Origin of the sequence: Nocardioides sp. NPDC057577, assembly GCF_042801335.1 — a bacterium.
Lineage (GTDB): Bacteria > Actinomycetota > Actinomycetes > Propionibacteriales > Nocardioidaceae > Nocardioides.
In genome coordinates this window covers 36,892-59,399 of record NZ_JBHVGB010000003.1, presented here as the reverse complement: position 1 = coordinate 59,399, position 22,508 = coordinate 36,892, and the positions used below count along the sequence as shown (strand labels likewise).

Sequence of the window (22,508 nt, the reverse complement as noted above, 5' to 3'; positions counted from 1 at the left end):
ATAACGTCGCAGGCATGACCACACCACCCTTCATCCCTGCCGACCACCTCGGTGCCGTGAACCGCGCCCTGACCACCACGACCCGCGGGGGCGAGGAGCTGCGCGTGCTCGTCGTCGAGCGCAGCTACGACGCCGACCCGGACGAGGTCTGGGACGCGCTGACCACCAAGGAGCGCATCCCGCGCTGGCTGATGCCGGTCACCGGCGACTTCGAGATCGGTGGCCGCTACCAGCTCGAGGGCAACGCGGGCGGCGAGATCCTCGCCTGCGACCGCCCGAAGCTGCTCTCGATCACCTGGGCCTACGGCGACATGCTGTCGTGGGTCGACGCGACCCTGACCGCCGCCGGTGGCCGCACGCTGCTCCGCCTCGAGCACTCCGCCCCCGTCCCCCCGGAGCAGTGGAAGGAGTTCGGCCCCAGCGCCGTCGGCATCGGCTGGGAGCAGATGCTGCTCGGCCTGGCCCTCCACCTCTCCGCCCCCGAGGCCGAGAAGATGGACCCGATGTCCCCCGACGCGCTGCCCGCGATGATCGAGCACACCCAGGGCTCCGCCGCCGCCTGGGTCGAGGCCGACATCGCCTTCGGCACCTCCCCCGACCAGGCCCGCGCCGCCGGCGAGCGCTGCGTGGCCGCCTACACCGCGATGCCGGAGCCGGAGTAGCAGGAAACAGTCGCTTGCACGCCTTCGACGTCCTCGGCGACCCCGTACGCCGCCGCATCCTCGAGCTCCTCGCCGACGACGACCTCACCTCGGGTGAGATCGTCGAGACCATCTCGGCCGAGTTCGGCATCCGCCAACCCGCCGTCTCCATGCAGCTCAAGGTCCTGCGCGAACACGGCTTCGCCAACGTACGCCCCGACGGCACCCGCCGCATCTACTCCCTGGACACCGGCCCCATGGCCGAGGTCGACGCCTGGCTCACCCCGTTCCGCCGATTCTGGACCCAACACCTGGACGCTCTCGACACCGAGATTCGACGGGGGCGCCGGAAGGGTTCTTCGGGGGACTGAAGCCGCATTCCAGGAAGGCGCGCTGAGGTGGCCGTGGTTTCGTGTCGGCGTTCGCCGCCGACCCTTGCTTCGATTGTTTCTCGATCGGGTGCCGCGTCAAGGACGGGCTTCGCCCGCCGCTTCGCGGTGGCCTGCGGCCATCATCTCGACAAGCTCGATACATCGCCTTGACCCGGCACCCGATCGAGAAAGATTTCGCCTGTATCGGGCCGGCGGCGAGGGTATGGCGCAGCGGATTCAGTTGGGCACGGGCTTGGGGCTGTAGCTGGTGTCCGGGGGAAGTCCCCGCACCGGCGGGGAACACCTGCGGAAACGGGCCGGCACGGCGATCACCCCGGCCAGGATGAATCAGAACCCTGGCGGACCTCAGGGTCGACGGGTGAACCGGATGGTGCCATCCGGCAACCGCTCATGCACGTACGCCGGGGCGTGCGCCAGACGATGATGATGAGGGCAGAGCAATGCCCCGTCCTTCAGGTTGGTCGTCCCGCCGGCGGCCCAGGGGTCGAGATGGTGGGCATCGCACCACTCCGGGGGCATGTCACACCCTTCGGCTTGGCAGCACTTGGCCCGCAGCCGGAGTGCTTTGCGTTGGATCGGCTGGAAGAACCTGCTGGCCCGTCCGGCGTCGAGGACCTCACCATCACCACCGAGCACCCAGGGGATGATGGTGGCGTTGCACGCCATCCGCCGGGCCTCGGCCGCGCTGATCGTGGCCCCGTTGGTCTCGTCGTAGCCCAGGGTCGCGACCCCGAGGTCCTTGCGGAGCTCGTCGAGCGAGATGACCACGTTGAGGGTGGTCGCATCCCCACCGTGGCGGGGCAGGGCGGCGGGGTCGAGGGTCTCCAACAGCCGCGAGAACCCCTGGCCCATCAACCGTTCCCAGGGCGGCAACGCCGCGCCCTTGCCGACCAGCTGTTGTTTGCGGGGTTGGGCGTAGGCCTCGACCAGCCGCTTGAACCGCATCCCGATCGAGGTCGGGAGCACGCCGTCGAACCCGATGGTGCCGTCGTGGTTGTCCCAGATCCGCAGGGCGGTCTTCTGTTGGGCGCGTTCTTCTTCGGCGAGGAGGGCTTTGGCTTCGGCGTCTTCGAATCGGGCGGGGTCGACCTCGGTGAGGATCTTTCGGCCGATGATCCGCAGCTGATTCGCCGTCATTTGGGTGGCGTAGTCGACCAGGAGCTTTTCGGCCAGGGCCAGGTCTTCGGCACTCGCGACAGGGTCGGCATGGACCTTGTCCAACGCCCGGGTGATGACGCGGGCCTTGTCCAGGGACACCACGCCTTCGGCCAGACCGGCTGCGACGAGGTCGTACTTGGCGACCCTGGTCGCAAGTTTGAGCTGGGAGCGGGCCGCACCCTTGTCGACCAACAACTCTGCCCGCATCCACGCCGAGGCATCCTTCGCGCCGGTCTCCTCCGCGATATCACCCGCAGCAGCGAGCACCCGGAGCTTCAGAGCGGCCTGCTGGGCCTGGAGCTTCTCCAACCGTTCCAGCAGGTCCTTCTTCTGGCTCGTGCGCCAGTAGGCAGGATCAGTGGACAGGAGTTCTTGGAGGGCGGTCTCGATGGCCTGCAGGGCGGCGTCGATCGCATCGCCGGGGTTGGTTCCCCAGGGGTCGATGTCGCGCCCGAGACTCATCGCCAGTCCTTCCTTCAGAGGTGTGTTGTGATGGTCCTGATTCTACGCCTTGAATGGATACCTAACCACCCATAGGTGCAGGTCAAGCGCCATTTTCTCGGTGAGTGAACAGGCTCGCTTCTGTGGATGGTAAGTGGCCCGAAGGGCCACCCCTCCACCCCCATCAACACCATCTACCGCAGGAGTGAATGCGCTGCGCCACACCCGGGCCGCCGCCCCGATAGCCAGCCAAATCTTTCTCGACGGGCCCCGGTGTCAAGGACCGCGATAGCGGCCGGCGAAGCCGGCGGCCGCAGGCCGTCCTTTACTCCGGGGACCGTCGAGAAGACCCTCAAAGCAAGGGTCGGCGGCCCACAGTCCCAAGCAAACCCCCGGATACCGTGACCACATGCCGACCCCAGACTTCATCGTCGACCTCCGCCGCAAGATCGGGACGGACATGCTCTGGCTCCCCGGCGTGACAGCGGTGGTTCGCAGAGACGACGAGATCCTCCTGGTACAGCGATCCGACAACCGGATGTGGACACCGATCACGGGAATCGTCGACCCGGGCGAACAGCCGGCGACAGCGGCGGCGCGCGAGGCGAAGGAGGAGACCGGGGTGGACATCTCGGTCGACCGGCTCGCCTCGGTGGGGGCGACGACGCCGATGGCCTATCCCAACGGCGACCAGGCCGTCTACATGGACCATACGTTCAGCTGCACGTGGGTCTCCGGTGAGGCGTACGTGGCCGATGACGAGTCCATGGACGTCGGCTGGTTCCGGGTGGAGGACCTACCCGAGATGCACCATGAGCTCAGGGCCCGGATCGACGCCGCGCTCTCGGGCGAGATCGCGGCTCGATTCACCGCCCCCTGAGCGCGCTGCGGAGACGCTCGTCGAGGATCCTCATGAGCTCCGCGACGCGGCTCTTTCCGGCCGGGGCCGACGGATAGCGTGCGAGTACGTCGATCAGCTCAGGAGTCGCCCGCGCGACAGCCCGGTCCAAGGAGACCAGAGCAGCCCCAGGATCACCCGAGGACTCGATCTCCGCGATCCGCGCGACATTCGCCGCGGCCCGCAGGATGTGCCCGACCTGATCCGCGGAGGCGAGCGGATGGAGATAGGCGGCTGCAGCGGCGTCGCCGGCGCTCCGGGCAGCCAGCCGAGCCGCCTCGGACGGCGCCTCGGCGGCGGCCCGATGGGCGTCCAAGGAGGTGACGCGCTGCAGCTTCGTACGCCTCGCACCACCGACGAACTCCCAGGCCGCGTCGATCGCGAGCCGTGGGCGCGGGTCACCGGGGACGGCCGTCTCGAACAACGGCAGGACCTCGGCAGCGGTCTCCGCGACGTAGCGGGCGACGACGCGCAGCTCGTCGGTCGTCAGCTCGAAGTCGCCCGGCACGGGGAGAGGCTCAGGCGTGACCGTCGAACATCGAGGTCACCGAGCCGTCCTCGAAGACCTCACGGATCGCGCGGGCGAGCATGGGGGCGATGGAGAGCGTGGTGAGCTTGTCGAACTGCTTCTCCTCCGGCACCGGGAGGGTGTTCGTGATGACGACCTCGGTGGCGGTGGAGTTCTTCAGCCGGTCGACGGCGGGGTCGGAGAGGATCGCGTGGGTGGCACAGATAATCACGCCGGCGGCGCCGTCGGCCATGAGCGCGTCGGCGGCCTTCACGATCGTGCCACCGGTGTCGATCATGTCGTCGGTGAGGATGCAGATGCGGTCCTTGACCTCGCCCACGACGCGGTTGGCGACGGTCTCGTTGGGCCGGTTGATGTCGCGGGTCTTGTGGATGAACGCCAGCGGCGCCCCACCGAGCCGCGCAGCCCAGCGCTCGGCGACCTTGATCCGGCCGGCGTCGGGAGAGACGACGGCGAGCGGCTGGTTGCCGTACTTGTCCTTGATGTAGTCGGTCAGCAGCGGCAGCGCCATCAGGTGGTCGACGGGACCGTCGAAGTAGCCCTGGAGCTGGTCGGCGTGGAGGTCGACGGAGATGATCCGGTCGGCGCCCGCGGTCTTGAACATGTCGGCGACCAGGCGGGCCGAGATCGGCTCGCGACCGCGGTGCTTCTTGTCCTGGCGGGAGTAGCCCCAGAACGGCATCACGACCGTGATCCGCTTGGCCGAGGCGCGCTTCAGCGCGTCGACCATGATCAGGTGCTCCATGAGCCACTGGTTGATCGGCGCGGTGTGCGACTGGATCACGAACGCGTCCGAGCCGCGCACCGACTCCTCGTAGCGTACGTAGATCTCGGAGTTGGCGAAGTCGTAGGCCGCGGTCGGCGTCAGCTTCGTGCCGAGCAGGTCGGCGACCTCCTCGGCGAGGACCGGGTGAGCCCGGCCGCTGAAGAGCATCATCTGCTTCTCGGTGGTGCGCTTGGTCATGTGCTGGCTCCTACCCCCGGGGTCACTGCACTTGGATTCTCCATCAACTTCGCTGCCGGACCCAACCCCGGGGGTCACTCGCCGGTCGCCGGGGGTTCACCGAGGATGGGTACGCCCGACTCGAGTGCCTCCTCGGCCGCGGCGGCCTGCGGTGTGCCTGCCCGCTTCGCCAGTGCCCACCCCTCGATGATCCGCTGCTGACCTGCGGAGACGGCCAGCGCACCGGGCGGAACGTCCTCCCGGATGAGGGCCTCGCCACCGGTCGTCGCACCGTCTCCGACGACCACCGGGGCGACAAAGGTCACACCCGATCCCGACTTCACGTGCCGCCCGATCCGGGTCTTGTGCTTGTTGACCCCGTCGTAGTTGGCGAAGATCGTGCCGGCCCCGATGTTGGTGCCCTCGCCGATCGTCGCGTCGCCGACGTAGGACAGGTGCGGCACCTTGGCGCCCGGTCCGATGGTCGAGTTCTTGACCTCGACGAAGCCGCCGATCTTGCCCTCCTCGCCGAGCACCGTGCCCGGGCGCAGGTAGGAGAACGGCCCCACGTTGGCACCGGGTCCGACGACCGCGAGCTCTGCCTGCGTACGCACCACCCGGGCGCCGTGGCCGACCTCGGTGTCCTTCAGCGTGCAGTCGGGGCCGACCACCGCGTCCTCGTCGATTCGGGTGGCACCGATCAGCTGGGTGCCAGGCAGGATGGTGACGTCGGGCGCGAGCTCGACGTCAGCGTCGATCCAGGTCGTGGCCGGGTCCATCACGGTCACCCCGTCCTTCATCCACCGGGTCACGATCCGCTCATTGAGGATCTTCCCGAGCGCCGCGAGCTGGGCCCGGTCGTTGGCGCCCTCGGCCTCGCTGACGTCGTCGAGGACGAACGCGTCCACCCCGAGCCCGTCGGCGACCGCCAGCGCGATCGCGTCGGTGAGGTAGAACTCCTTCTTGGCGTTGTCGTTGCCGATCCGCGGAAGCACCCCGGCCAGGAACGCCCCGTCGAAGGCGATGATCCCCGAGTTGATCTCGGTGATCGCCCGCTCCTCGTCGGTCGCGTCCTTCTCCTCGACGATCCCGCTGACCCCGGCGCTGGGCCCACCACTGGCACGCAGGATCCGGCCGTAGCCGAACGGCTCGGCCACGATCCCGCTCAGGATCGTCGCGGCCCGCCCGGCGCTCTCGTGGTCGGACACCAGCGCGCGCAGCGACTCACCGCGCAGCAGGGGCGTGTCGCCGTACGTCACCACGACGGTCCCGCCGGAGACCGCGCCCGCCTCGACCGCCACCCGCACCGCGTGGGCGGTGCCGAGCTGCTCGGTCTGGACCGCGATCACGGCCTCGGGGAGGATCTCGGCGATGTGCGGCTCGACCAGCTCTCGCTGGTGGCCCACGACCGCGACGACACGGGACGCGCCGGCCTCCGAGACCGCGGCCAGGACATGGCCCACGAGACTCCGGCCCGCGATCTGGTGGAGCATCTTGGGAGTCTTGGACTTCATCCGGGTGCCGCCGCCGGCGGCCAGCACGATCACGGTGAGCTCGCTCATGTTGCCTCAGTCTAGGACCCCCGGATCGAGCGAGGACCCGGGGTCAGCGGACCCGTTCCTCGGCCGCGTTGAGGAGCCCGATGATCTGGTCGTAGTCGCCGCGCACCTCGGCGTAGCGCAGCAGCTTGACCTGCTCCACGAGCACCTCATGCGCTTCGGGAGACGCCTCCAACAGGGCCATCACCTCGTCGATGTAGGTCTCCAGCGGCATCGCGTGCTCGGAGCTCTCGTGGCCCGGCATCAGGGCGGTCCGGACGGCCGGCGGCACGAGCTCGGTGACCTGGATCCCGATCGGCTCCAGCTGCATCCGGATCGACTCGGAGAACTGGTGGATCGCCGCCTTGGTGGCGTTGTAGGTGGGCGTGAACCGCAGCGGCGTGTGGGCCAGACCCGAGGAGACGGTGAGGATCGTGGCGCCGGGACGCTCCCGCAGATGCGGCACCAGCGCGTCGATGAGCCGGATCGGACCGAGCAGGTTGGTCACCACGGTCGCCTCGGCATCGGCGAGGAAGCCCGGCGTGGTCCAGTCCTCGGGGCGCATGATCCCGGCCATCGCGACGAGCACGTTCAGCTCCGGGAAGCGGGTGACCACGTCGGCGGTCGCCTCGGCGATCGAGGCGGCGTCGGCGGTGTCGATGCGGACGGTCTCGAAGCCGTGCACCTGCGCCAGCTCGGAGAGCAGCGACGTACGCCTGCCACCGATGATGACCGTGTTGCCGCGCTCCTTCAGGCGCAGCGCGAGAGCGAGACCGATCCCGGAGGTCGCTCCGGGGACGAAGATGGTGTTTCCGGTGATGTTCATGCCTCCACCCTGCGGCGGCGTCCGCGCCGGCGGGAGAGACCTGGTGATCGTGGGAGCGGCGGTCCCTGGATACGCACCGACCGGAGCCGCATGATGGTCGACATGGACCGCGCCTCCCTCGCCGACTTCCTCCGACGCCGCCGTGAGGCGCTCCGCCCCCAGGACGTCGGCCTGGTCGCCGGGCCCCGTCGGCGCACGCCGGGACTGCGCCGCGAGGAGGTGGCCGCGCTGACCGGGATGTCGACCGACTACTACGTACGCCTCGAGCAGCAGCGCGGGCCGCAGCCCTCCGACCAGATGCTCTCCGCGCTCGCCCGGGCGCTACGCCTGACCATCGACGAGCGCGACCACCTCTACCGGCTGGCCGGACACAACGCCCCGCGGCGTACGTTCGAGGACGGCCATGTCGCGCCGGCGTTGCTGCGCGTGCTCGACCGGCTCGAGGACACTCCGGCGATGATCATGTCCGCACTCGGCGAGACGCTGGTCGCCAACCGGCTCGCGACCACGATCTTCGGGGACCGGGCGGCGCTGACCGGCTGGGACCGCTGCGAGGCCTACCGCTGGTTCACCGACCCCTCGACGCGCGACGTCTACCCGCCGGACTACCACGTCACGCACGGCCGTGGCCTGGTGGCGAGCCTGCGGATGGCCTACGGAGCACTCGGCGAGAGCTCCCGCGCCGGCGAACTCGTACGCCTCCTGCTCCCCAGGTCCGAAGAGTTCCGCGAGCTGTGGGAGCGGCACGAGGTCACCCACCGGTTCGAGGACCACAAGACGCTGCTGCACCCGCAGGTCGGGCGCATCGACGTCGACTGCCAGGTGCTGTCCGCCCAGGACCAGGGCCAGGCCCTGCTGGTGCTGACGCCGGTGCCCGGGAGCGAGGCGGAGCAGAAGATCCGGCTGCTCGCGGTGCTCGGCCACGAGGAGTTCAGCGCGACCTAGGAGACTGCGCCCGTGCCAGGTCGAGGACGAGAACAGCCATGTCGTCGGACGGCGGCGAGGAGGAGAAGTCGCTGACCGCCCGCAGCAGCCGGTCGGCGACGGCCTGCGCTCCCACGTCGATCCCCGTGGCGAGAACGGCCTCGACCCCTGCCTCCTCGAACATCGTGTCCCCGGAACGCCGCTCGAGGACTCCGTCGGTGACGACGACGAGCCGGTCGCCGCGCGCCACCGTCACCTCCTCCTCGATGTAGTCGACCGAGTCGAGCACCCCGAGGAGCGCCTGCGGCCGGCCGACCCGGCGGGCCGGGACACCGGGCTCGGTCCGAGTCACCAGGAACGGCGGCGGATGGCCGGCGCAGACGAGCCGCATCCGGAAGCGGGACGCGGCGGTGACCTCGAGCGTGCCGCACACGAGCGTGATGAACCGGCCCCGCAGGCCCTCGTCGCTGATCGCGGCGTTGAGCCGCTCCAGGGTCGGCGCGATCGGGATGCCGGCTCGCATCAGCGCCCGCACCGTGTGGCGCGACATCCCGGCGATGGCGGCCGCCTCCGGCCCGACACCGCACACGTCGCCCACCATGAAGCCCCAGCGCCCCGCACCGAGCGCGAAGATGTCGTAGAAGTCGCCGCCGGCGTCGTTGAACTCCCCCGTCGGCTCGTAGCCCACCCCGATGTCGACGCCGGGGATCTCCGGCAGCACCGCCGGCAGCAGGCTGCGCTGCAGCGACTGGCCGATCTCCTGCAGCTCGGTGTGGGCGCGGGCGTTGTCGATGGCCAGGGCCGCCCGGCGAGACACCGCCTCCGCCACCATCAGGCGCTCGCGACGCAACGGCTCACCGGCCGGCCGCCCCAGGGTGAGCCAGCCGATGATCCGGTTGCGTGCCTCCAGCGGAAGGATCGCGACCTCACCCTCGACGTCGGGAGCGGCCGGCGCCTCCGGACCGTCCGGCTCCGCGTCCTCCAACGCGTCCCGCACCGCATCGAGCTGGTGCTCGTCGGCATGCCACGCGAACTGGAGCCGCGGATGGTCACGGGCATCGTTGAGGTAGATGCCGCACCACGTCGCCAGCCGCGGAACCACGATCTGCCCGGTCATCGCCGTCGTCGTCTCCAGATCCAGCGACGCGGCCAGCATCACGCTGGCCTCGCTCTGGAACGCCAGCCACGCGCGCCGCTCGCTGTCCGCGGCCCGGGTCGAGGCGCGGTCGACGCTGGGCGCGGCCCAGTCCGCGACCCGCTGCAGCTGCGCACCGTCCTCCGTGGTGAAGCTGCCCGGCTCGGCCCGGGCGACCGCCAGCATCCCGATCACCCGGCCGTCGAAGGCCACCGGCGCGGTCACCAGCGAGCCCAGCTCGAGGCTCCGGAGCAGCTCGACCGGGGTCGCGCGCAGGTCGGCGATCGACAGCGGCCGGAACGACGCCTTGAGGCTCGGCGCACCGGCCTCGCCGCGGCGTACGCTCCGCCCCTGGATCGCGGCCGCCGCCCCGCTCGTGGCAGCCACCACGAACCGGTCCTCCATCTCGTCCTCGAGCAGGAGGTACGCGGCATCGGCACCGAACAGGTCCCGGGTCTGCTCCACCACCAGCTCGAGCATGTCCGCGAGCGGCAGCTGGTTGAGCGTCAGCCCGGCGAGTCCCAGCGGATCCTGGCCGGCGGAGGCGGGCTCCCGGCGGCGTACGTCCCGGTCCTCCGGCCCGTCACCGGCGGGCGCCTCGGCGCCGAGGGTCTCCTCCACCAGCGCGAACGCGGCCCAGACCCGCTTGTGGTCCTTGCGGTACTCCACACCCCAGGACGTGGCCAGCGCCGAGGTGATGAGCAGCCCGCGGCCGTGCTCGCCGGTGCCGGGGTGGGCGTTGACACCGAGCGGGAGCACCCGGGTCGGGTGCTGGTCGACGACGTCGATCCGGAGCCGGTCCACCTCGCGTACGACCACGACGGTCATTGGCGTGCCGGCGTGGGTGACGGCGTTGGTGACCAGCTCGCTGGTCAGCAGGATGGCGTCGTCGACGAGGTCCTCGAGGCCCCATTCGGCCAGCACCTTGCGCGCGAAACGGCGCGCTTCGGAGACCGACGTAGGTGCCGGTTCGAAGGTGCGCGAGAGCGTCTTGACTCCGGTGCTCATGGCCACCGACGATTCTGCACCCGTTTGCCGCCGGAAACGCACTGATCAGGCGAAGGAAAATCCCAGGTAGGTCAAGGAATGACCAGAATCGGTGGGGAACGATCATTTTGTCAGCCCCAGGGAGCCGATGGGTGCGACACTTCAGAAGACGCGCGACTCCGCGCGATAGGAGGCGAAATGCCGTCAGCGTCGGGCACATCGGCCGATATGCCGGCCGACTCCGCACGTCCTGAGCAGGTGGCGGTCGATCCGATCGCGTTGCGCCGGCTCAAGGACGCGATGACCGCGATGCGCGACGGGATCTTCAGCGGCAGACTCGAGCCTGTCGACGGGCCGCTGGGTGACCTCGCCTCCGTCCACAACGAGATCGCCGAGCGGCTGAGCCACCTGACCGACGAGCTCGCGCGCGTGCGTCGTGAGGCCGGCCGCGACGGCCACCACGACGAGCGGCTCCGGCCGAGCATCGGCGGCGGCACCTGGGCCGGTGCCGTCGAGGACGCCAACAACCTGGTCGCCGACCTGGCCCGCCCGACCGCCGAGGTCGCCCGGGTCGTCGCCGCGGTCTCCGCCGGTGACCTGACCCAGACGATGGCCGTACGCCATGGCAGCCGCGCCCTCAAGGGCGACCCGCTGCTGGTCGCCAAGAGCGTGAACGGCCTGGTCACCCAGCTCGCCACGATCACCGAGGAGATCGCCCGGGTCACCCGCGAGGTCGGCACCGAGGGCAAGCTCGGCGGCCGTGCCCGCGTGCGCAACGCGTCGGGCACCTGGCGCGACCTCGTCGACGCGGTCAACACCATGTCGTCGAAGCTGACCGCCCAGGTCCGCGACATCGCCGAGGTGACCACGGCGGTCGCCAACGGCGACCTGTCCCGCACGGTCACGATCGAGGTCTCCGGCGAGATGGCGCAGCTCAAGGACACCGTCGACCGGATGGTCAGCCAGCTGTCCTCGTTCGCCGCAGAGGTCACCCGTGTCGCCCGCGAGGTCGGCACCGAGGGCCGCCTCGGCGGCCAGGCAGACGTCCGCGGCGTATCCGGCACCTGGCGTGACCTGACCGACTCGGTCAACACGATGGCCTCCAACCTGACCTCTCAGGTGCGCGGGATCTCCTCGGTCGCCAAGGCCGTCGCCCTCGGCGACCTGTCGCAGCAGATCACGGTCACCGCGCGCGGCGAGGTCGCCGAGCTGGCCGAGACGCTCAACTCGATGACGGCCACCCTGCAGACCTTCGCCGACGAGGTCACCCGTGTCGCCCGCGAGGTCGGCACCGAGGGCATCCTCGGAGGTCAGGCCGAGGTTCCCGGCGTGGCCGGCCGGTGGAAGGACCTCACCGACTCGGTGAACTCGATGGCCTCCAACCTGACCAACCAGGTCCGCGACATCGCCCAGGTCACCACCGCGGTGGCCGGCGGCGACCTCTCCCAGAAGATCACCGTCGACGTACGTGGCGAGCTCGCCGAGCTCAAGACCACCGTCAACACCATGGTCGACCAGCTCTCCGCCTTCGCCGACGAGGTCACCCGCGTCGCCCGCGAGGTCGGCACCGACGGCAAGCTGGGCGGCCAGGCCGAGGTGCCGGGCGTCGGCGGCCGGTGGAAGGACCTCACCGACTCCGTCAACTCCATGGCGACCAACCTGACCAACCAGGTCCGGAACATCGCCCAGGTCACCACCGCCGTCGCAGGCGGCGACCTCTCCCAGAAGATCACCGTCGACGTACGCGGCGAGCTCGCCGAGCTCAAGACCACCGTCAACACCATGGTCGACCAGCTCTCCTCCTTCGCCGACGAGGTCACCCGCGTCGCCCGCGAGGTCGGTGGCGAGGGTCAGCTCGGCGGCCAGGCTGCGGTGCCCGGCGTCTCCGGAACCTGGCGTGACCTGACCGACTCGGTGAACTTCATGGCCGGCACGCTGACCGCCCAGGTCCGCAACATCGCCCAGGTCACCACCGCGGTGGCCCGCGGCGACCTGAGCCGGCAGATCACCGTCGACGCCCGCGGCGAGATCCTCGAGCTCAAGTCGACCATCAACACCATGGTCGACCAGCTCTCCTCCTTCGCCGCCGAGGTCACCCGCGTCGCCCGCGAGGTCGGCACCGAGGGCCGCCTCGGCGGCCAGGCCGACGTGCACGACGTCTCGGGCACCTGGAAGGACCTGACCGACTCGGTCAACTCGATGGCCTCCAACCTGACCTCCCAGGTCCGCAACATCGCCCAGGTCACCACCGCGGTCGCCCGCGGCGACCTCACCCAGAAGATCACCGTCGACGCCCGCGGCGAGATCCTCGAGCTCAAGTCGACCATCAACACCATGGTCGACCAGCTCGGGTCGTTCGCCGACGAGGTCACCCGTGTCGCCCGCGAGGTCGGCACCGAGGGCAAGCTCGGTGGCCAGGCCGAGGTCGCCGACGTCTCCGGCACCTGGCGCGGGCTGACGGAGAACGTCAACCAGCTCGCCCTCACGCTGACCACCCAGCTCCGCGCGATCGCCGAGGTCTCCGCCGCGGTGACCCAGGGCGACCTGAGCCGGCAGATCACCGTCGGCGCCGCCGGCGAGGTGGCCGACCTGAAGGACAACCTCAACGAGATGATCGACTCGCTCCGCGAGACGACCAGGGCCAACGAGGACCAGGACTGGCTCAAGACCAACCTGGCCCGGTTCACCGGCCACATGCAGGGCGGGCGCGACCTGCTCGAGGTCGCCCGGCTGATCGTCTCCGAGCTCACCCCGCTGGTCGGCGCGCAGCAGGGCTCGATCTTCCTCACCGACCAGACCTCCGAGTACGGCGGCCCCAAGGTCCTGCGCCGCATCGCCTCCTACGGCTACCAGCCCGGCCCCGACGTCCCCGACGTCTTCGCCGTCGGCGAGGGCCTGGTCGGGCAGGCCGCCTACGACCGGCAGCCGATCATCGTCCGCGACGTGCCTGCCGACTTCCTGCGGATCTCCTCCGGCCACGGGTCGGCCGCCCCGACCTCGATCGTGGTGCTCCCGGTGGTCTTCGAGGAGAAGGTGATCGGCGTCGTCGAGCTCGCCTCGTTCCGGCCGTTCAGCACCGTCCACATGCAGTTCCTCGAGCAGCTCGCCGAGTCGATCGGGGTCTCGCTCAACGCGATCATGGCCAGCTCGCGCACCGAGGAGCTGCTGGTCGAGTCGCAGCGGCTCGCCGCCGAGCTGCAGGACAAGCAGGACGAGGGCGAGCGTCAGCAGGTGGAGCTGCAGCAGTCCAACGCCGCCCTCGAGGAGAAGGCGCGCCAGCTGGCCGACCAGAACCAGGCGATCGAGATCAAGAACCTCGAGATCGAGGACGCCCGGCGTGGCCTGGAGGAGCGCGCCGAGCAGCTCGCCCTCTCGTCCCGCTACAAGTCCGAGTTCCTGGCCAACATGTCGCACGAGCTGCGTACGCCGCTCAACTCGCTGCTCATCCTGGCCCGGCTGCTCTCCGACAACGTCGACGGCAACCTCAACTCCCGCCAGGTCGAATACTCCCGCACCATCCACGGTGCCGGCACCGACCTGCTCCAGCTGATCAACGACATCCTCGACCTGTCCAAGGTCGAGGCGGGGAAGATGGACGTCCATGTCACCGACGTCGCGGTGACCTCGGTGGTCGAGTACGTCGAGGCGACCTTCCGACCGCTGACCGCGGAGAAGGACCTCGACTTCATCGTCAGCGTCGACCCCGACGTGCCCCGCGTGCTCCGCTCGGACCAGCACCGTCTGCAGCAGGTGCTGCGCAACCTGCTCTCCAACGCGGTGAAGTTCACCGACGGCGGCGGTGTCCGGCTGCTGATCCGCAACGCCTCCGGCGAACGCTTCTCGACATCGCGCCTGCAGCAGGCCGACTCGGTGCTGGCGTTCTCGGTGGTCGACACCGGCATCGGCATCCCCCCGGAGAAGCTGAGAGTCATCTTCGAGGCGTTCCAGCAGGCCGACGGCACGATCAGCCGCAAGTTCGGCGGCACCGGCCTCGGCCTGTCGATCAGCCGCGAGGTCGCCCACCTGATCGGCGGCGAGATCCAGGTCAAGAGCGAGCCCGGCCACGGCAGCTCCTTCACCCTGTACGTCCCCAGGATCAGCTTCGAGACGGTCGACGCCCAGCCCGCCACCCCTGCTGTCGACGAGCAGAGTGCGACCGACAGGAGAGCCGACCAGGTCCTGCTGGTCCTCAGCGGCGGCAGCGACGAGTCCGGCCCCGGCACCAGCGCCGTCGTGGAGGCCCTGTTCGGCTCGGTCGACGAGGTCGAGACGGTCTTCGGCACATCGCCCGAGGAGGCTCAGGCGGTCCTGGCCGACCGCGACGTCGACTGTGTGGTCCTGGACCTTCCGCCGGCGGAAGGAGGCTTCGACGTACTCCGCTGGATGCGCACCCACAAGCGCACCAAGAACATCCCCGTCGTGCTGAGCAGGGTCGGCGAGGTGACCAAGGCCGAGCAGAGCCGGCTGGACAGGTACACCCAGGCGATGACCCTCAGGACACCGGCCACCACCGAGGAGGCGATCGACGACGTGAGCGTGCTGCTGGGCAGACCTGGGCCCCAGCCCTCCAGATCGTACGTCCCCGAGCCGGCCGACCCGAACGGCCAGTTCGTGGGTCGAAGGATCCTGATCGTCGACGACGACGTACGCAACGTCTTCGCGCTCACCAGCGCGCTCGAGCAGCACGGCATCGACGTCATCTACGCGGAGTCCGGGGAGGCCGGGATCGAGGCGCTCCAGCGGGAGCCGGGTGTCGACCTCGTGCTGATGGACATCATGATGCCGGGCATGGACGGCCTGACCGCGATGCGCCTGATCCGGGACATCCCGCAGTTCAAGAGCCTGCCGATGATCGCGCTGACCGCGAAGGCGATGACCGGTGACCGCGAGGACAGCCTCGCCGCCGGGGCCTCGGAGTACATCACCAAACCGGTCGACGTCGCCGACCTGCTCTCGCTGTTCCGGTTGTGGCTCTCATGAGTGATCGCCATCTGGAGGGGACGGCCAAGATCCTGCTCGTCGACGACCGTGCCGCCAATCTGGTCGCGCTTGAGGCCATCCTCGGCTCGCTCAACCAGACCCTCGTACGCGCGGGATCCGGCGAGGACGCGCTGCGCGCCCTGCTCCACGACGACTTCGCGCTGATCCTGCTCGACGCCCAGATGCCCGGGATGGACGGCTTCGAGACGGCCTCGCGGATCAAGGCGCGGGAGCGCACCAAGGACGTCCCGATCATCTTCCTGACCGCGAACGACTTCGACACCCATCTGGCCTATCGCGGCTACTCGACCGGTGCCGCCGACTTCCTCGCCAAGCCGTTCGACCCGTGGCTGCTGCGCGCGAAGGTGCAGGTCTTCGTCGACCTGTGGCACGCCAGCCGCAAGCTCAGCACCCAGGCGGACCTGCTGCGCCGGTCCCTGGACGAGCGCCGCGCAACGGTGCCCGGCCGGGTCGATGTCGACGTCGTCGCCGACCTCCGCTCCCGCCTCTCCGGCGTCGAGGAGGCTGTGGCCGACCTGGACGTCGGTGCCGACATGGGCCCCGGTGGCGATGCCCGCCGTCGGCTCAGCCAGCGGATCGATGACCTCAGGCAGGCCCTCGAAGCGCTGGGCTGATCAGATCAGATCTTCGCGCGGTACGCCGCGAGGACCTTCTCCGCCTTCTCCTTGTCGGCGTCCTGCAGCGGGATGAGCAGCTCGGCGACCACGTCGGTCAGCTCGGCGACGCGCCGGTTCAGCTGGCGCTGCTCCTGCACCTCGGCCTCGAGAGCCTCGATGCGGCGCACCAGCGAGGCACGCGTACGGGCCGCGTCACGGGCGCCGCGAGCGATGTTCTTGATGCCGGAATCGTCGGACATGTCAGTTTCCTTCTGCAGACTGCTGTGCCAGATTTTGGGGAGAAGGCCAGGACGCGCGCAGCCGCGCGACCCGCGGCAGCGGATCGTCGAGCATGTCCCGGCCGTCGACGATCTCGAGGTGCTCGACCACACCGCCGGCCGCCTCGATCTCGGCCTGGACGAGCGCGGGGTCCACGCGGCGTACGAGGCCTTCGGGCTTCGGCTCGGGCAGGTTCTCACCGGTCGCCGCGAACTCGAGGTAGAGCTTGCCGCCACCGGGCCGCAGCGCCATCTTCGACAGGGTCCAGAGCTGGTGCCGGGCCGCCTTGTCGAGGCAGCCGACCAGGTCGCGGGCGTAGAGATGGTGCGGATCGCGGGCCAGCCGCGCGCCCAGCGTCAGCGTCGAACGGAGCTCGCCGAGGATGAGCTGGTCGGAGACCAGCGGAAGCTTGTGGCGCTCGGCCCGGCGGCGTACGGCGGCCACCGCGGCCCGGGAGAAGTCCACCGAGTGCACCTGGTGTCCCTTGCGGGCGAAGAAGCGACCGTCGCGCCCGACCGCGCCGGAGCCGAGGTCGACCACCTTGGCGCCCTCGGGAAGCTGCTTGGCGACCTGCGTCGCGAAGTAGGACTGCTTGCTCTCCAGCTCGCTGCCGTGGGTGTTGTGGAACTCGGTCCAGAACCCCATGTCGGTGCGGAAACCGCGCAGCCAGCCGTCCAGACGGCGTACGCCCGCGGGCGGGTCCGCGTACTTGAACGACGGGTCCGGCGTGCGCCACTTCGGGCCGTAGATGAAGGCCAGCATCTCCTCGGGCTCGGCGGGAGCCGGGAAGTCATAGCCGTGCAGGTTGATCGTCGAGACCGGCACGATCGCCTCGCGGCGCAGCCGGCCGGAGCGGTTGCCGAGCTGGTAGAAGACCGGCTCGCCGTCCTTGTCGGGCACGTAGAACGCCACGAAGATGTCGATGTGCACCTTGCGGCCGTCCGAGACCTCGAGCAGCACCTTGATGTCGCCGCCGGACATCCGCAGGATGCTCCAGCCGCGCTCGCGCATCGTGCGCTCGATGGCGTACGACTCGGAGATGATCTCGGCGGGGAAGGTGTGCTTGGAGAGGTAGCAGACGTCGGTGTCGGAGTCGTGGCCGAGCATCCGGCCCTCGCGGATCGCGCCGAGGAGCGCGCCGTAGTTGAGGTAGGCCTCGACGCCGACCACGTCGCGGAGGTCGGCGAGGACGCGCTGGGTGCCGTCGAGGATCTCCGCGCGGATGCTTTCGTCGGTGGCCTCGAAGGAGCGGGTCAGGTGGCCGACCTTGTCGACGCTGAGCGGGTTGCCGCTGCCGTCGACGATCGAGATGTTGCCCTCACCGGACCCGAGAACGACCTTGTCCTCGAAGAGCACCTCGCCGTCGTAGTCGGCGATGGTGACCGTCGCGGAGCCGTCCAGGAAGCGGGTGAGCACGGTCGGCCACGGCACCATGGTGCCTGAGTCGACCCGGTGGCCGTCGCGGTCGGGGGTGAGGGACCAGACGTACTGGCCGTCGACGGAGAGGATCAGGACCGGCGTCGAGGAGTCCCGGACAAGGACCCCATCGTCGGAGATCTCGAACTGTCCGCCAGGTGTGGGGGCACTGCCGGTCACGAGACCTGGGCATCCTCTCGCGCGATGGCTTTCCGCAGGGCGGTGCTGCTGGTCTGGAGCGTGTAGGGGAAGTAGACGACCTCGACACCGACCGACGCCATCTTCTTCTCGAGCGCGTCGCCCTTCTCGGTGCCCTTCCAGTCATCGCCCTTGAAGAGGTGGGTGAACCCGACCTCGCGCCAGGAGTCGACCTTGTCGGTGGTGCGCTCGGCGTAGACCGCGTCCACGATCCCGATCGCCTCGACGATCTCCAGCCTCTCGACGAGCGGGACGGTCGGGATGATCCCCTTGGTCGTCTCGCAGACCTCGTCGGAGACCACACCCGCGATCAACGTGTCGCAGCGCTCTCGCGCCTGGCGCAGCATGTTGAGGTGACCGATGTGGAAGAGATCGAACACGCCAGGTACGTAACCGATGATCGGCTCCATGCCCACGCTTCCTCCAAGTGTTTGTCGATTAGTTTGGGCGACTTTACACCCTGCTCCCCCACGACCTTGATACAGGCCAGTATCCATACCACCCTGCGCGTCCCCGCAATCACCAACGCGACACGCGGACGTACGCAGGAAGCCCGGCGACCTTACACGAAGATGAACGGCGCGTGGCCATCAATGACGACGGCCGGGGTCAGCCGGGCGGCATGACCCCGAGAAGGACGAGCAGTCCGGGAAGGCCCAGGAACAGTATTCCGAGGAGTACCGGGCCACCGAGCACGCCCAGGATGACCGTGACCTTCGAGACGGCGTACCTCCGCAGGTAGGACACGGCGAGCACCCCGAATCCCGCCGCCGAGACGACCGATCCGAGGAGGTACGCCACCGACCGTGGGCCGAGGTCGGCCGGGTCGCCGCTCGCTCCCAGCAGGATCGCACCGGCCTCGACCGTGCTGCCGACCGCGTCGAGCGCGAGCGTCGCGAAGGCACCCCAGAGAAGCACCGACATGACCCATGGCGTCACGAACCGGACCGGGCGTGCGGCCACCGACAGCAGTGCGACCGCGGCACCCAGCACCTTCAGGCTCGTGACTGTCCAGTTCATCACCGAGAGCCCGGCGGCGTACTCGGCATAGCGGCCCTCGGCGAAGCGATCGGTGGCCTCGAAGAACACGTTCGCCCCGGCGAATGCCAGGCAGCCCAACGCCATCAGCACCGCGACGGCGACGACGGTCGGGCCGGCGGCCCGCGCCGGGGGCGCCACCGGCCCCTTCTGGCTCGCGAGGATCGACATGCTCCCGACGCTACGAACATCGGCGCGGCGAGCGCATCAGGGGATCCCCCGCCCGGACCCGGGTTCGGGCAGGGCGTACGACGTCGTCGAGCGCGCTAACGTCGGATCATGGATGTCGTCGAGATCGACGGGTTGCGCCTCGCCTTCCGGCGGGCCGGAAACGGTCCGGCGGTCGTGTTCGTCCACGGCGGCGCCGAGGACGGCCGGGCCTGGACACCCCAGCTCGACGCCCTCGCCGACGAGTTCACCGTCATCGCCTGGGACGAGCCGGGCGCCGGCGGCTCGTCCGACGTCCCGGCGGACTTCGCACTGAGCGACTACGGCGACTCCCTGGCCGGGCTCATCCGCGCCCTGGACGTCGCCCCATGCACCCTCGTCGGGATCTCCTGGGGAGTGACCGTCATCCTCGAGCTCTACCGACGCCACCCTGCGGTGGCGCGAAGCCTGGTTCTCGCCGACGGCTACGCCGGCTGGCGCGGCTCCCTCGGCCCCGACGAGGCCGACGCCCGCCTCGCCGGCCTGCGCGACCAGCCAGCGGACAGCTTCGACCCAACCCTCCCAGGACTCTTCGCCGGCCCTCCCCCGCCGGCGTTCGTACCGTTGCTGGAGGCGATGTCCGCCGACGTACGCCGCCACAGCATGCTCACCGCCCTCACCGCGATGGCTCACGCCGACCTGACCGACGTCCTCGCCACGATCCAGGTGCCCACCCAGCTCGTCTGGGGCGCCCTCGACGCCCGCTCACCACTGTCCGTCGCCCACGAGTTCGAGCGCCGGATTCCCGGCGCGGACCTCGCCGTCATCCCCGACTGCGGCCACGTCAGCAGCCTCGAGGCCCCGGAGGCGTTCAACGACATCCTCCGCGGCTTCCTCCGCCGCCACGCCGCGTGAACCGTGCCGTGGGGCTCTCGGCGTGGGCTACACCCCGGGAACGATGCGGATCTCCCGCTCGACGCCGTCGCCGAGCGCCGCGAGGGCCTCTTGGTACGCGGGGCTGTCGTGCGCGGCGGTCGCGGCCTCGACGGAGTCGAACTCGATGATGACCACGCGCTGTTCGATGCCGGCCTCATAGACCTTCGCCGGGAGATCGCGCGCGATGATCCTGCCTCCCGCCGCCTTCAACGCAGGTCCAGCAAGTGCCGAGTAGGCGGCCATCTTCTGCTCGTCGCGGATCTCCTGATAGACGCTCACCCAGTACGCGGTCATGGCCGGTACTCTGCCATGCTGCGGCGGACCAGCCGCGGCCGCTTCTGCTCCCCGGGTAGGAGTCGAACCTACGTCGCTAGTCCTGATTCAAAGGCACGCTCTCACCTGCCTCCGAGCGGGAACGAGTGCCACTGAGTAGCGGCGACTGCGTCTAGGTCGGTGTGCCGCTTGTGTGCCGTCCAGGTTGGCGACTCCTAGATCACCAGCGTGGTGATTCGAACCCCTGGCCTTCTCGGGCCGTATGGACGTTCCGAACGACCTACCCCCCGAGCGAGTAGCCCAGTTCGCCGCGTGCCGGACGCACTCTCATGCCGATGAGCGGATCCTTTCCTTCCGAGCCCGTGCAGGCAGTCGACCCATCTGCCGAGGTGTCTTCTGCGAGCGGCGTGGGTACCTCGGCAGAATGACGCCACTTCAAGTCGGCCTCGTAGCCGACCCCGCCAAGCCCACTCAGATCGCGCGCGCGTTCGGCGACCGCTATCGGCCGAACCGCGAGGATCGGCGCGACTGGGACATCGAGGTAGTCAGTGAGCCGTTCACGGTCGCTTGCGAGGACGTGGAGGCCGCGCTGTCACGGCTGACGGATCGGGCTCAGGAACGTCACTGGGACGTGGTCGTCGGGCTCACCGAGCTCCCCCTTCGCGGCGGCGACGGCCGATACCTGCTGGTCGACACCGACCCGCAGCAACGGACGGCGGTGCTGTCGCTGCCCGCGCTCGGCGGCCTTCGCATGCACAAGCGCAGTAGACACGCACTGCGCGACGTCGTCAGCGGGATGGCCGACCCCACCTCCGAGAACGGGCACCGAGTGCCGCTGCCTCGGCGCAGTGGCCGCTGGCGGCTGCTCCTGGGCATGGTTCTCGCCAACCGGCCGTGGCTGCTTGTGCCCGGGCTCAAGACAGCGCTGGTCGCGGCACTCACGACAGGGGCCATCGCCACCATCAACTCCACCGTGTGGCTGTTGGCCGGGTCGCTGTCCTGGTGGCGCCTCGTCATCGCATCGATCGCCTCGATCGCCCTCGTCGTCGGTTGGCTCGTCCTCGACGGTGGACTGTGGGACAGGCCGGACGACAACTCCGCTCAAGCCCGGGAGAGGTCGCGTCTCTACAACACCTCGACGCTGGTGACCCTGACCGCCGGGGTGATCATCTGCTATATCGCGCTCTACGTCCTGAACCTGGTGTGGGCGCTGTTCGTCCTCGACCCCGCCATCATGGGCGGCTACCTCCGCATGTCGCTTGGCTACGGGGACCTGTTCGTCCTGAGTTGGTTCGTCGCGTCGGCGGCCACTGTCGGCGGCGCGCTGGGCAGCGGGCTGGAGTCGGACGAAGCGATCCGCGCGGCCGCCTACTCCAAGCGAGAAGAGGACCGTCGCAACCGGCTCGCCCGCGAGTGGAACTAGCCGGACGGCCGCGCCCGCGGCGTTTTTCGATGCCCGTGTACGCGACTTAGGCGGTTACCTGCCAACAGGAGACAGTACGTAAAGGGAGCCGAAGAGCGGATGCGGGCACTGTTCGCCGGCGTCGCCAAGTGGCTTGTCCTCGGACGCACGCCCCCGCCCGGAGTCGGCGTCCCCAAATTTGGGTACCCCCAGTCGGACCGCGACGGGCTCAATCAACCGCCCTTCTACGTTCGCGGGCGTGGAGCCGAACATGGGCAACCCGGCAGGGCGCCTTCGGCGCTGGCTGGACGCGCTCGATGACGTGCGCTCGCGTGGTGACAAGGGGATTATGGAGGCCGCCGCTCCGCTGGTCGGCGCTGATCCCAACACGATGGCCGGACGGACTGCGGTGATGCGCCTCGGAGTTACCCTCGCCGATCTTTGCGCTGAAACCCGCCTCGAGGTGCACGCTCTCCCGTCCACAGTCTCTGCGGAACTACTTCTCTCCGACTTCGATCAAATCGAGCGCGCCGTGGATTACTTCTGACCTTGGACCGCTCGGCTTCACCGGTTGGTGTCGACCAGGGCGAGCAACCGGGACCGAATCTGATCCGTCGTGTGCCATCCTCGTGTGCCATCCGGAACGAGAAGGCCCGCCTGGCTCTGCAAAGGCGCAGTTCAGAGCGGGATTTCTGCTCCCCGGGTAGGAGTCGAACCTACGTCGCTAGTCCTGATTCAAAGTCAGGCGGGCCCTGCCGGCAGACCAACCGGGGAACGTACGCCGAAACGCACGGGACAACTGTAGACGGC

General features: G+C 69.4%; 20 protein-coding genes and 1 tRNA gene. 9 read left to right on the top strand and 12 right to left on the bottom strand.

Annotation, left to right across the window (positions count from 1 at the left end; translation table 11 throughout):
- The first annotated feature begins 14 nt into the window (after window positions 1–14).
- Both ACFU7D_RS01190 and ACFU7D_RS01185 read left to right on the top strand, forming a co-directional pair.
- Window positions 15–662 (top strand): SRPBCC family protein, encoded by a 648-nt coding sequence (locus tag ACFU7D_RS01190; protein ID WP_378862199.1) that lies wholly within the window; start codon window positions 15–17, stop codon window positions 660–662.
- A gap of 14 nt (window positions 663–676) precedes the next feature.
- Window positions 677–1,012 (top strand): ArsR/SmtB family transcription factor, encoded by a 336-nt coding sequence (locus ACFU7D_RS01185; RefSeq protein ID WP_378730864.1) that lies wholly within the window; start codon window positions 677–679, stop codon window positions 1,010–1,012.
- 366 nt (window positions 1,013–1,378) lie between these two features.
- Here ACFU7D_RS01185 and ACFU7D_RS01180 read toward each other — a convergent pair whose 3' ends face one another.
- The gene (locus tag ACFU7D_RS01180; protein ID WP_378862196.1) at window positions 1,379–2,653 is read right to left on the bottom strand and encodes a DUF222 domain-containing protein; all 1,275 of its coding nucleotides are present in this window, start codon (window positions 2,651–2,653) and stop codon (window positions 1,379–1,381) included.
- A gap of 388 nt (window positions 2,654–3,041) precedes the next feature.
- On the opposite strand from ACFU7D_RS01180, the gene ACFU7D_RS01175 reads away from it, so the two are divergent.
- The gene (locus ACFU7D_RS01175) at window positions 3,042–3,512 is read left to right on the top strand and encodes an NUDIX domain-containing protein (protein ID WP_378862193.1); all 471 of its coding nucleotides are present in this window, start codon (window positions 3,042–3,044) and stop codon (window positions 3,510–3,512) included.
- Here the strand turns inward: ACFU7D_RS01175 and ACFU7D_RS01170 are convergent.
- From ACFU7D_RS01170 to ACFU7D_RS01155, 4 genes are all read right to left on the bottom strand, one after another.
- A complete protein-coding gene (locus tag ACFU7D_RS01170) occupies window positions 3,499–4,038 on the bottom strand; it encodes a putative immunity protein (protein ID WP_378862190.1) in 540 nt (179 codons plus the stop codon). The genes ACFU7D_RS01175 and ACFU7D_RS01170 overlap by 14 nt on opposite strands.
- A 10-nt stretch (window positions 4,039–4,048) precedes the next feature.
- Window positions 4,049–5,023 (bottom strand): ribose-phosphate diphosphokinase, encoded by a 975-nt coding sequence (locus ACFU7D_RS01165; RefSeq protein WP_378726458.1) that lies wholly within the window; start codon window positions 5,021–5,023, stop codon window positions 4,049–4,051.
- Window positions 5,024–5,097: 74 nt separating this feature from the next.
- A complete protein-coding gene (glmU, locus tag ACFU7D_RS01160; protein WP_378862185.1) occupies window positions 5,098–6,564 on the bottom strand; it encodes a bifunctional UDP-N-acetylglucosamine diphosphorylase/glucosamine-1-phosphate N-acetyltransferase GlmU in 1,467 nt (488 codons plus the stop codon).
- A gap of 43 nt (window positions 6,565–6,607) precedes the next feature.
- Window positions 6,608–7,366, bottom strand: a complete 759-nt coding sequence (locus ACFU7D_RS01155; RefSeq protein ID WP_378862182.1) for an SDR family oxidoreductase — start codon at window positions 7,364–7,366, stop codon at window positions 6,608–6,610.
- A 102-nt stretch (window positions 7,367–7,468) separates the two neighbouring features.
- On the opposite strand from ACFU7D_RS01155, the gene ACFU7D_RS01150 reads away from it, so the two are divergent.
- On the top strand, window positions 7,469–8,311 hold the full coding sequence (locus tag ACFU7D_RS01150) for a helix-turn-helix transcriptional regulator (protein WP_378726452.1): 843 nt from the start codon (window positions 7,469–7,471) through the stop codon (window positions 8,309–8,311).
- On the opposite strand, the gene ACFU7D_RS01145 is transcribed toward ACFU7D_RS01150, so the two are convergent.
- Entirely contained in the window at window positions 8,298–10,433 is a 2,136-nt protein-coding gene (locus tag ACFU7D_RS01145; RefSeq protein WP_378862178.1) for a SpoIIE family protein phosphatase, read from the bottom strand. The genes ACFU7D_RS01150 and ACFU7D_RS01145 overlap by 14 nt on opposite strands.
- A gap of 177 nt (window positions 10,434–10,610) precedes the next feature.
- On the opposite strand from ACFU7D_RS01145, the gene ACFU7D_RS01140 reads away from it, so the two are divergent.
- Window positions 10,611–15,392, top strand: a complete 4,782-nt coding sequence (locus tag ACFU7D_RS01140; protein ID WP_378862175.1) for a HAMP domain-containing protein — start codon at window positions 10,611–10,613, stop codon at window positions 15,390–15,392.
- Window positions 15,389–16,027 carry a two-component system response regulator gene (locus tag ACFU7D_RS01135; protein ID WP_378726446.1) on the top strand — a complete coding sequence of 213 codons (639 nt, stop codon included), beginning with the start codon at window positions 15,389–15,391 and terminating at the stop codon, window positions 16,025–16,027. Before ACFU7D_RS01140 ends, ACFU7D_RS01135 begins: the two co-directional genes overlap by 4 nt.
- A gap of 5 nt (window positions 16,028–16,032) precedes the next feature.
- Here ACFU7D_RS01135 and ACFU7D_RS01130 read toward each other — a convergent pair whose 3' ends face one another.
- The 4 genes from ACFU7D_RS01130 to ACFU7D_RS01115 all read right to left on the bottom strand — a co-directional run bounded on the left by ACFU7D_RS01130 (window position 16,033) and on the right by ACFU7D_RS01115 (window position 19,111).
- Window positions 16,033–16,269: a DUF6752 domain-containing protein gene (locus ACFU7D_RS01130; RefSeq protein WP_378726444.1), complete on the bottom strand. Its 237-nt coding sequence runs from the start codon at window positions 16,267–16,269 to the stop codon at window positions 16,033–16,035.
- Between the two features lies 1 nt (window position 16,270).
- Window positions 16,271–17,884 carry a class I SAM-dependent methyltransferase gene (locus ACFU7D_RS01125; RefSeq protein WP_378862172.1) on the bottom strand — a complete coding sequence of 538 codons (1,614 nt, stop codon included), beginning with the start codon at window positions 17,882–17,884 and terminating at the stop codon, window positions 16,271–16,273.
- A complete protein-coding gene (locus ACFU7D_RS01120; protein WP_091052540.1) occupies window positions 17,881–18,312 on the bottom strand; it encodes an adenylyltransferase/cytidyltransferase family protein in 432 nt (143 codons plus the stop codon). Before ACFU7D_RS01120 ends, ACFU7D_RS01125 begins: the two co-directional genes overlap by 4 nt.
- Window positions 18,313–18,511: 199 nt before the next feature.
- Window positions 18,512–19,111, bottom strand: coding sequence for a hypothetical protein (locus ACFU7D_RS01115; protein ID WP_378862169.1), 600 nt, complete (start codon window positions 19,109–19,111; stop codon window positions 18,512–18,514).
- A gap of 108 nt (window positions 19,112–19,219) precedes the next feature.
- Between ACFU7D_RS01115 and ACFU7D_RS01110 the strand changes: the two genes are divergently transcribed.
- Window positions 19,220–20,002 carry an alpha/beta fold hydrolase gene (locus ACFU7D_RS01110; protein WP_378862167.1) on the top strand — a complete coding sequence of 261 codons (783 nt, stop codon included), beginning with the start codon at window positions 19,220–19,222 and terminating at the stop codon, window positions 20,000–20,002.
- Between the two features lie 27 nt (window positions 20,003–20,029).
- Here ACFU7D_RS01110 and ACFU7D_RS01105 read toward each other — a convergent pair whose 3' ends face one another.
- The gene (locus tag ACFU7D_RS01105; protein WP_378862164.1) at window positions 20,030–20,317 is read right to left on the bottom strand and encodes a DUF1330 domain-containing protein; all 288 of its coding nucleotides are present in this window, start codon (window positions 20,315–20,317) and stop codon (window positions 20,030–20,032) included.
- A gap of 403 nt (window positions 20,318–20,720) precedes the next feature.
- Here ACFU7D_RS01105 and ACFU7D_RS01100 point away from each other — a divergent pair, with 403 nt between their 5' ends.
- Both ACFU7D_RS01100 and ACFU7D_RS01095 read left to right on the top strand, forming a co-directional pair.
- Entirely contained in the window at window positions 20,721–21,719 is a 999-nt protein-coding gene (locus tag ACFU7D_RS01100) for a hypothetical protein (protein WP_378862161.1), read from the top strand.
- 238 nt (window positions 21,720–21,957) lie between these two features.
- The gene (locus ACFU7D_RS01095; protein WP_378862158.1) at window positions 21,958–22,245 is read left to right on the top strand and encodes a hypothetical protein; all 288 of its coding nucleotides are present in this window, start codon (window positions 21,958–21,960) and stop codon (window positions 22,243–22,245) included.
- Between the two features lie 148 nt (window positions 22,246–22,393).
- Here the strand turns inward: ACFU7D_RS01095 and ACFU7D_RS01090 are convergent.
- A tRNA-Gln gene (locus ACFU7D_RS01090) sits at window positions 22,394–22,472 on the bottom strand.
- Between the last annotated feature and the right edge of the window lie 36 nt (window positions 22,473–22,508).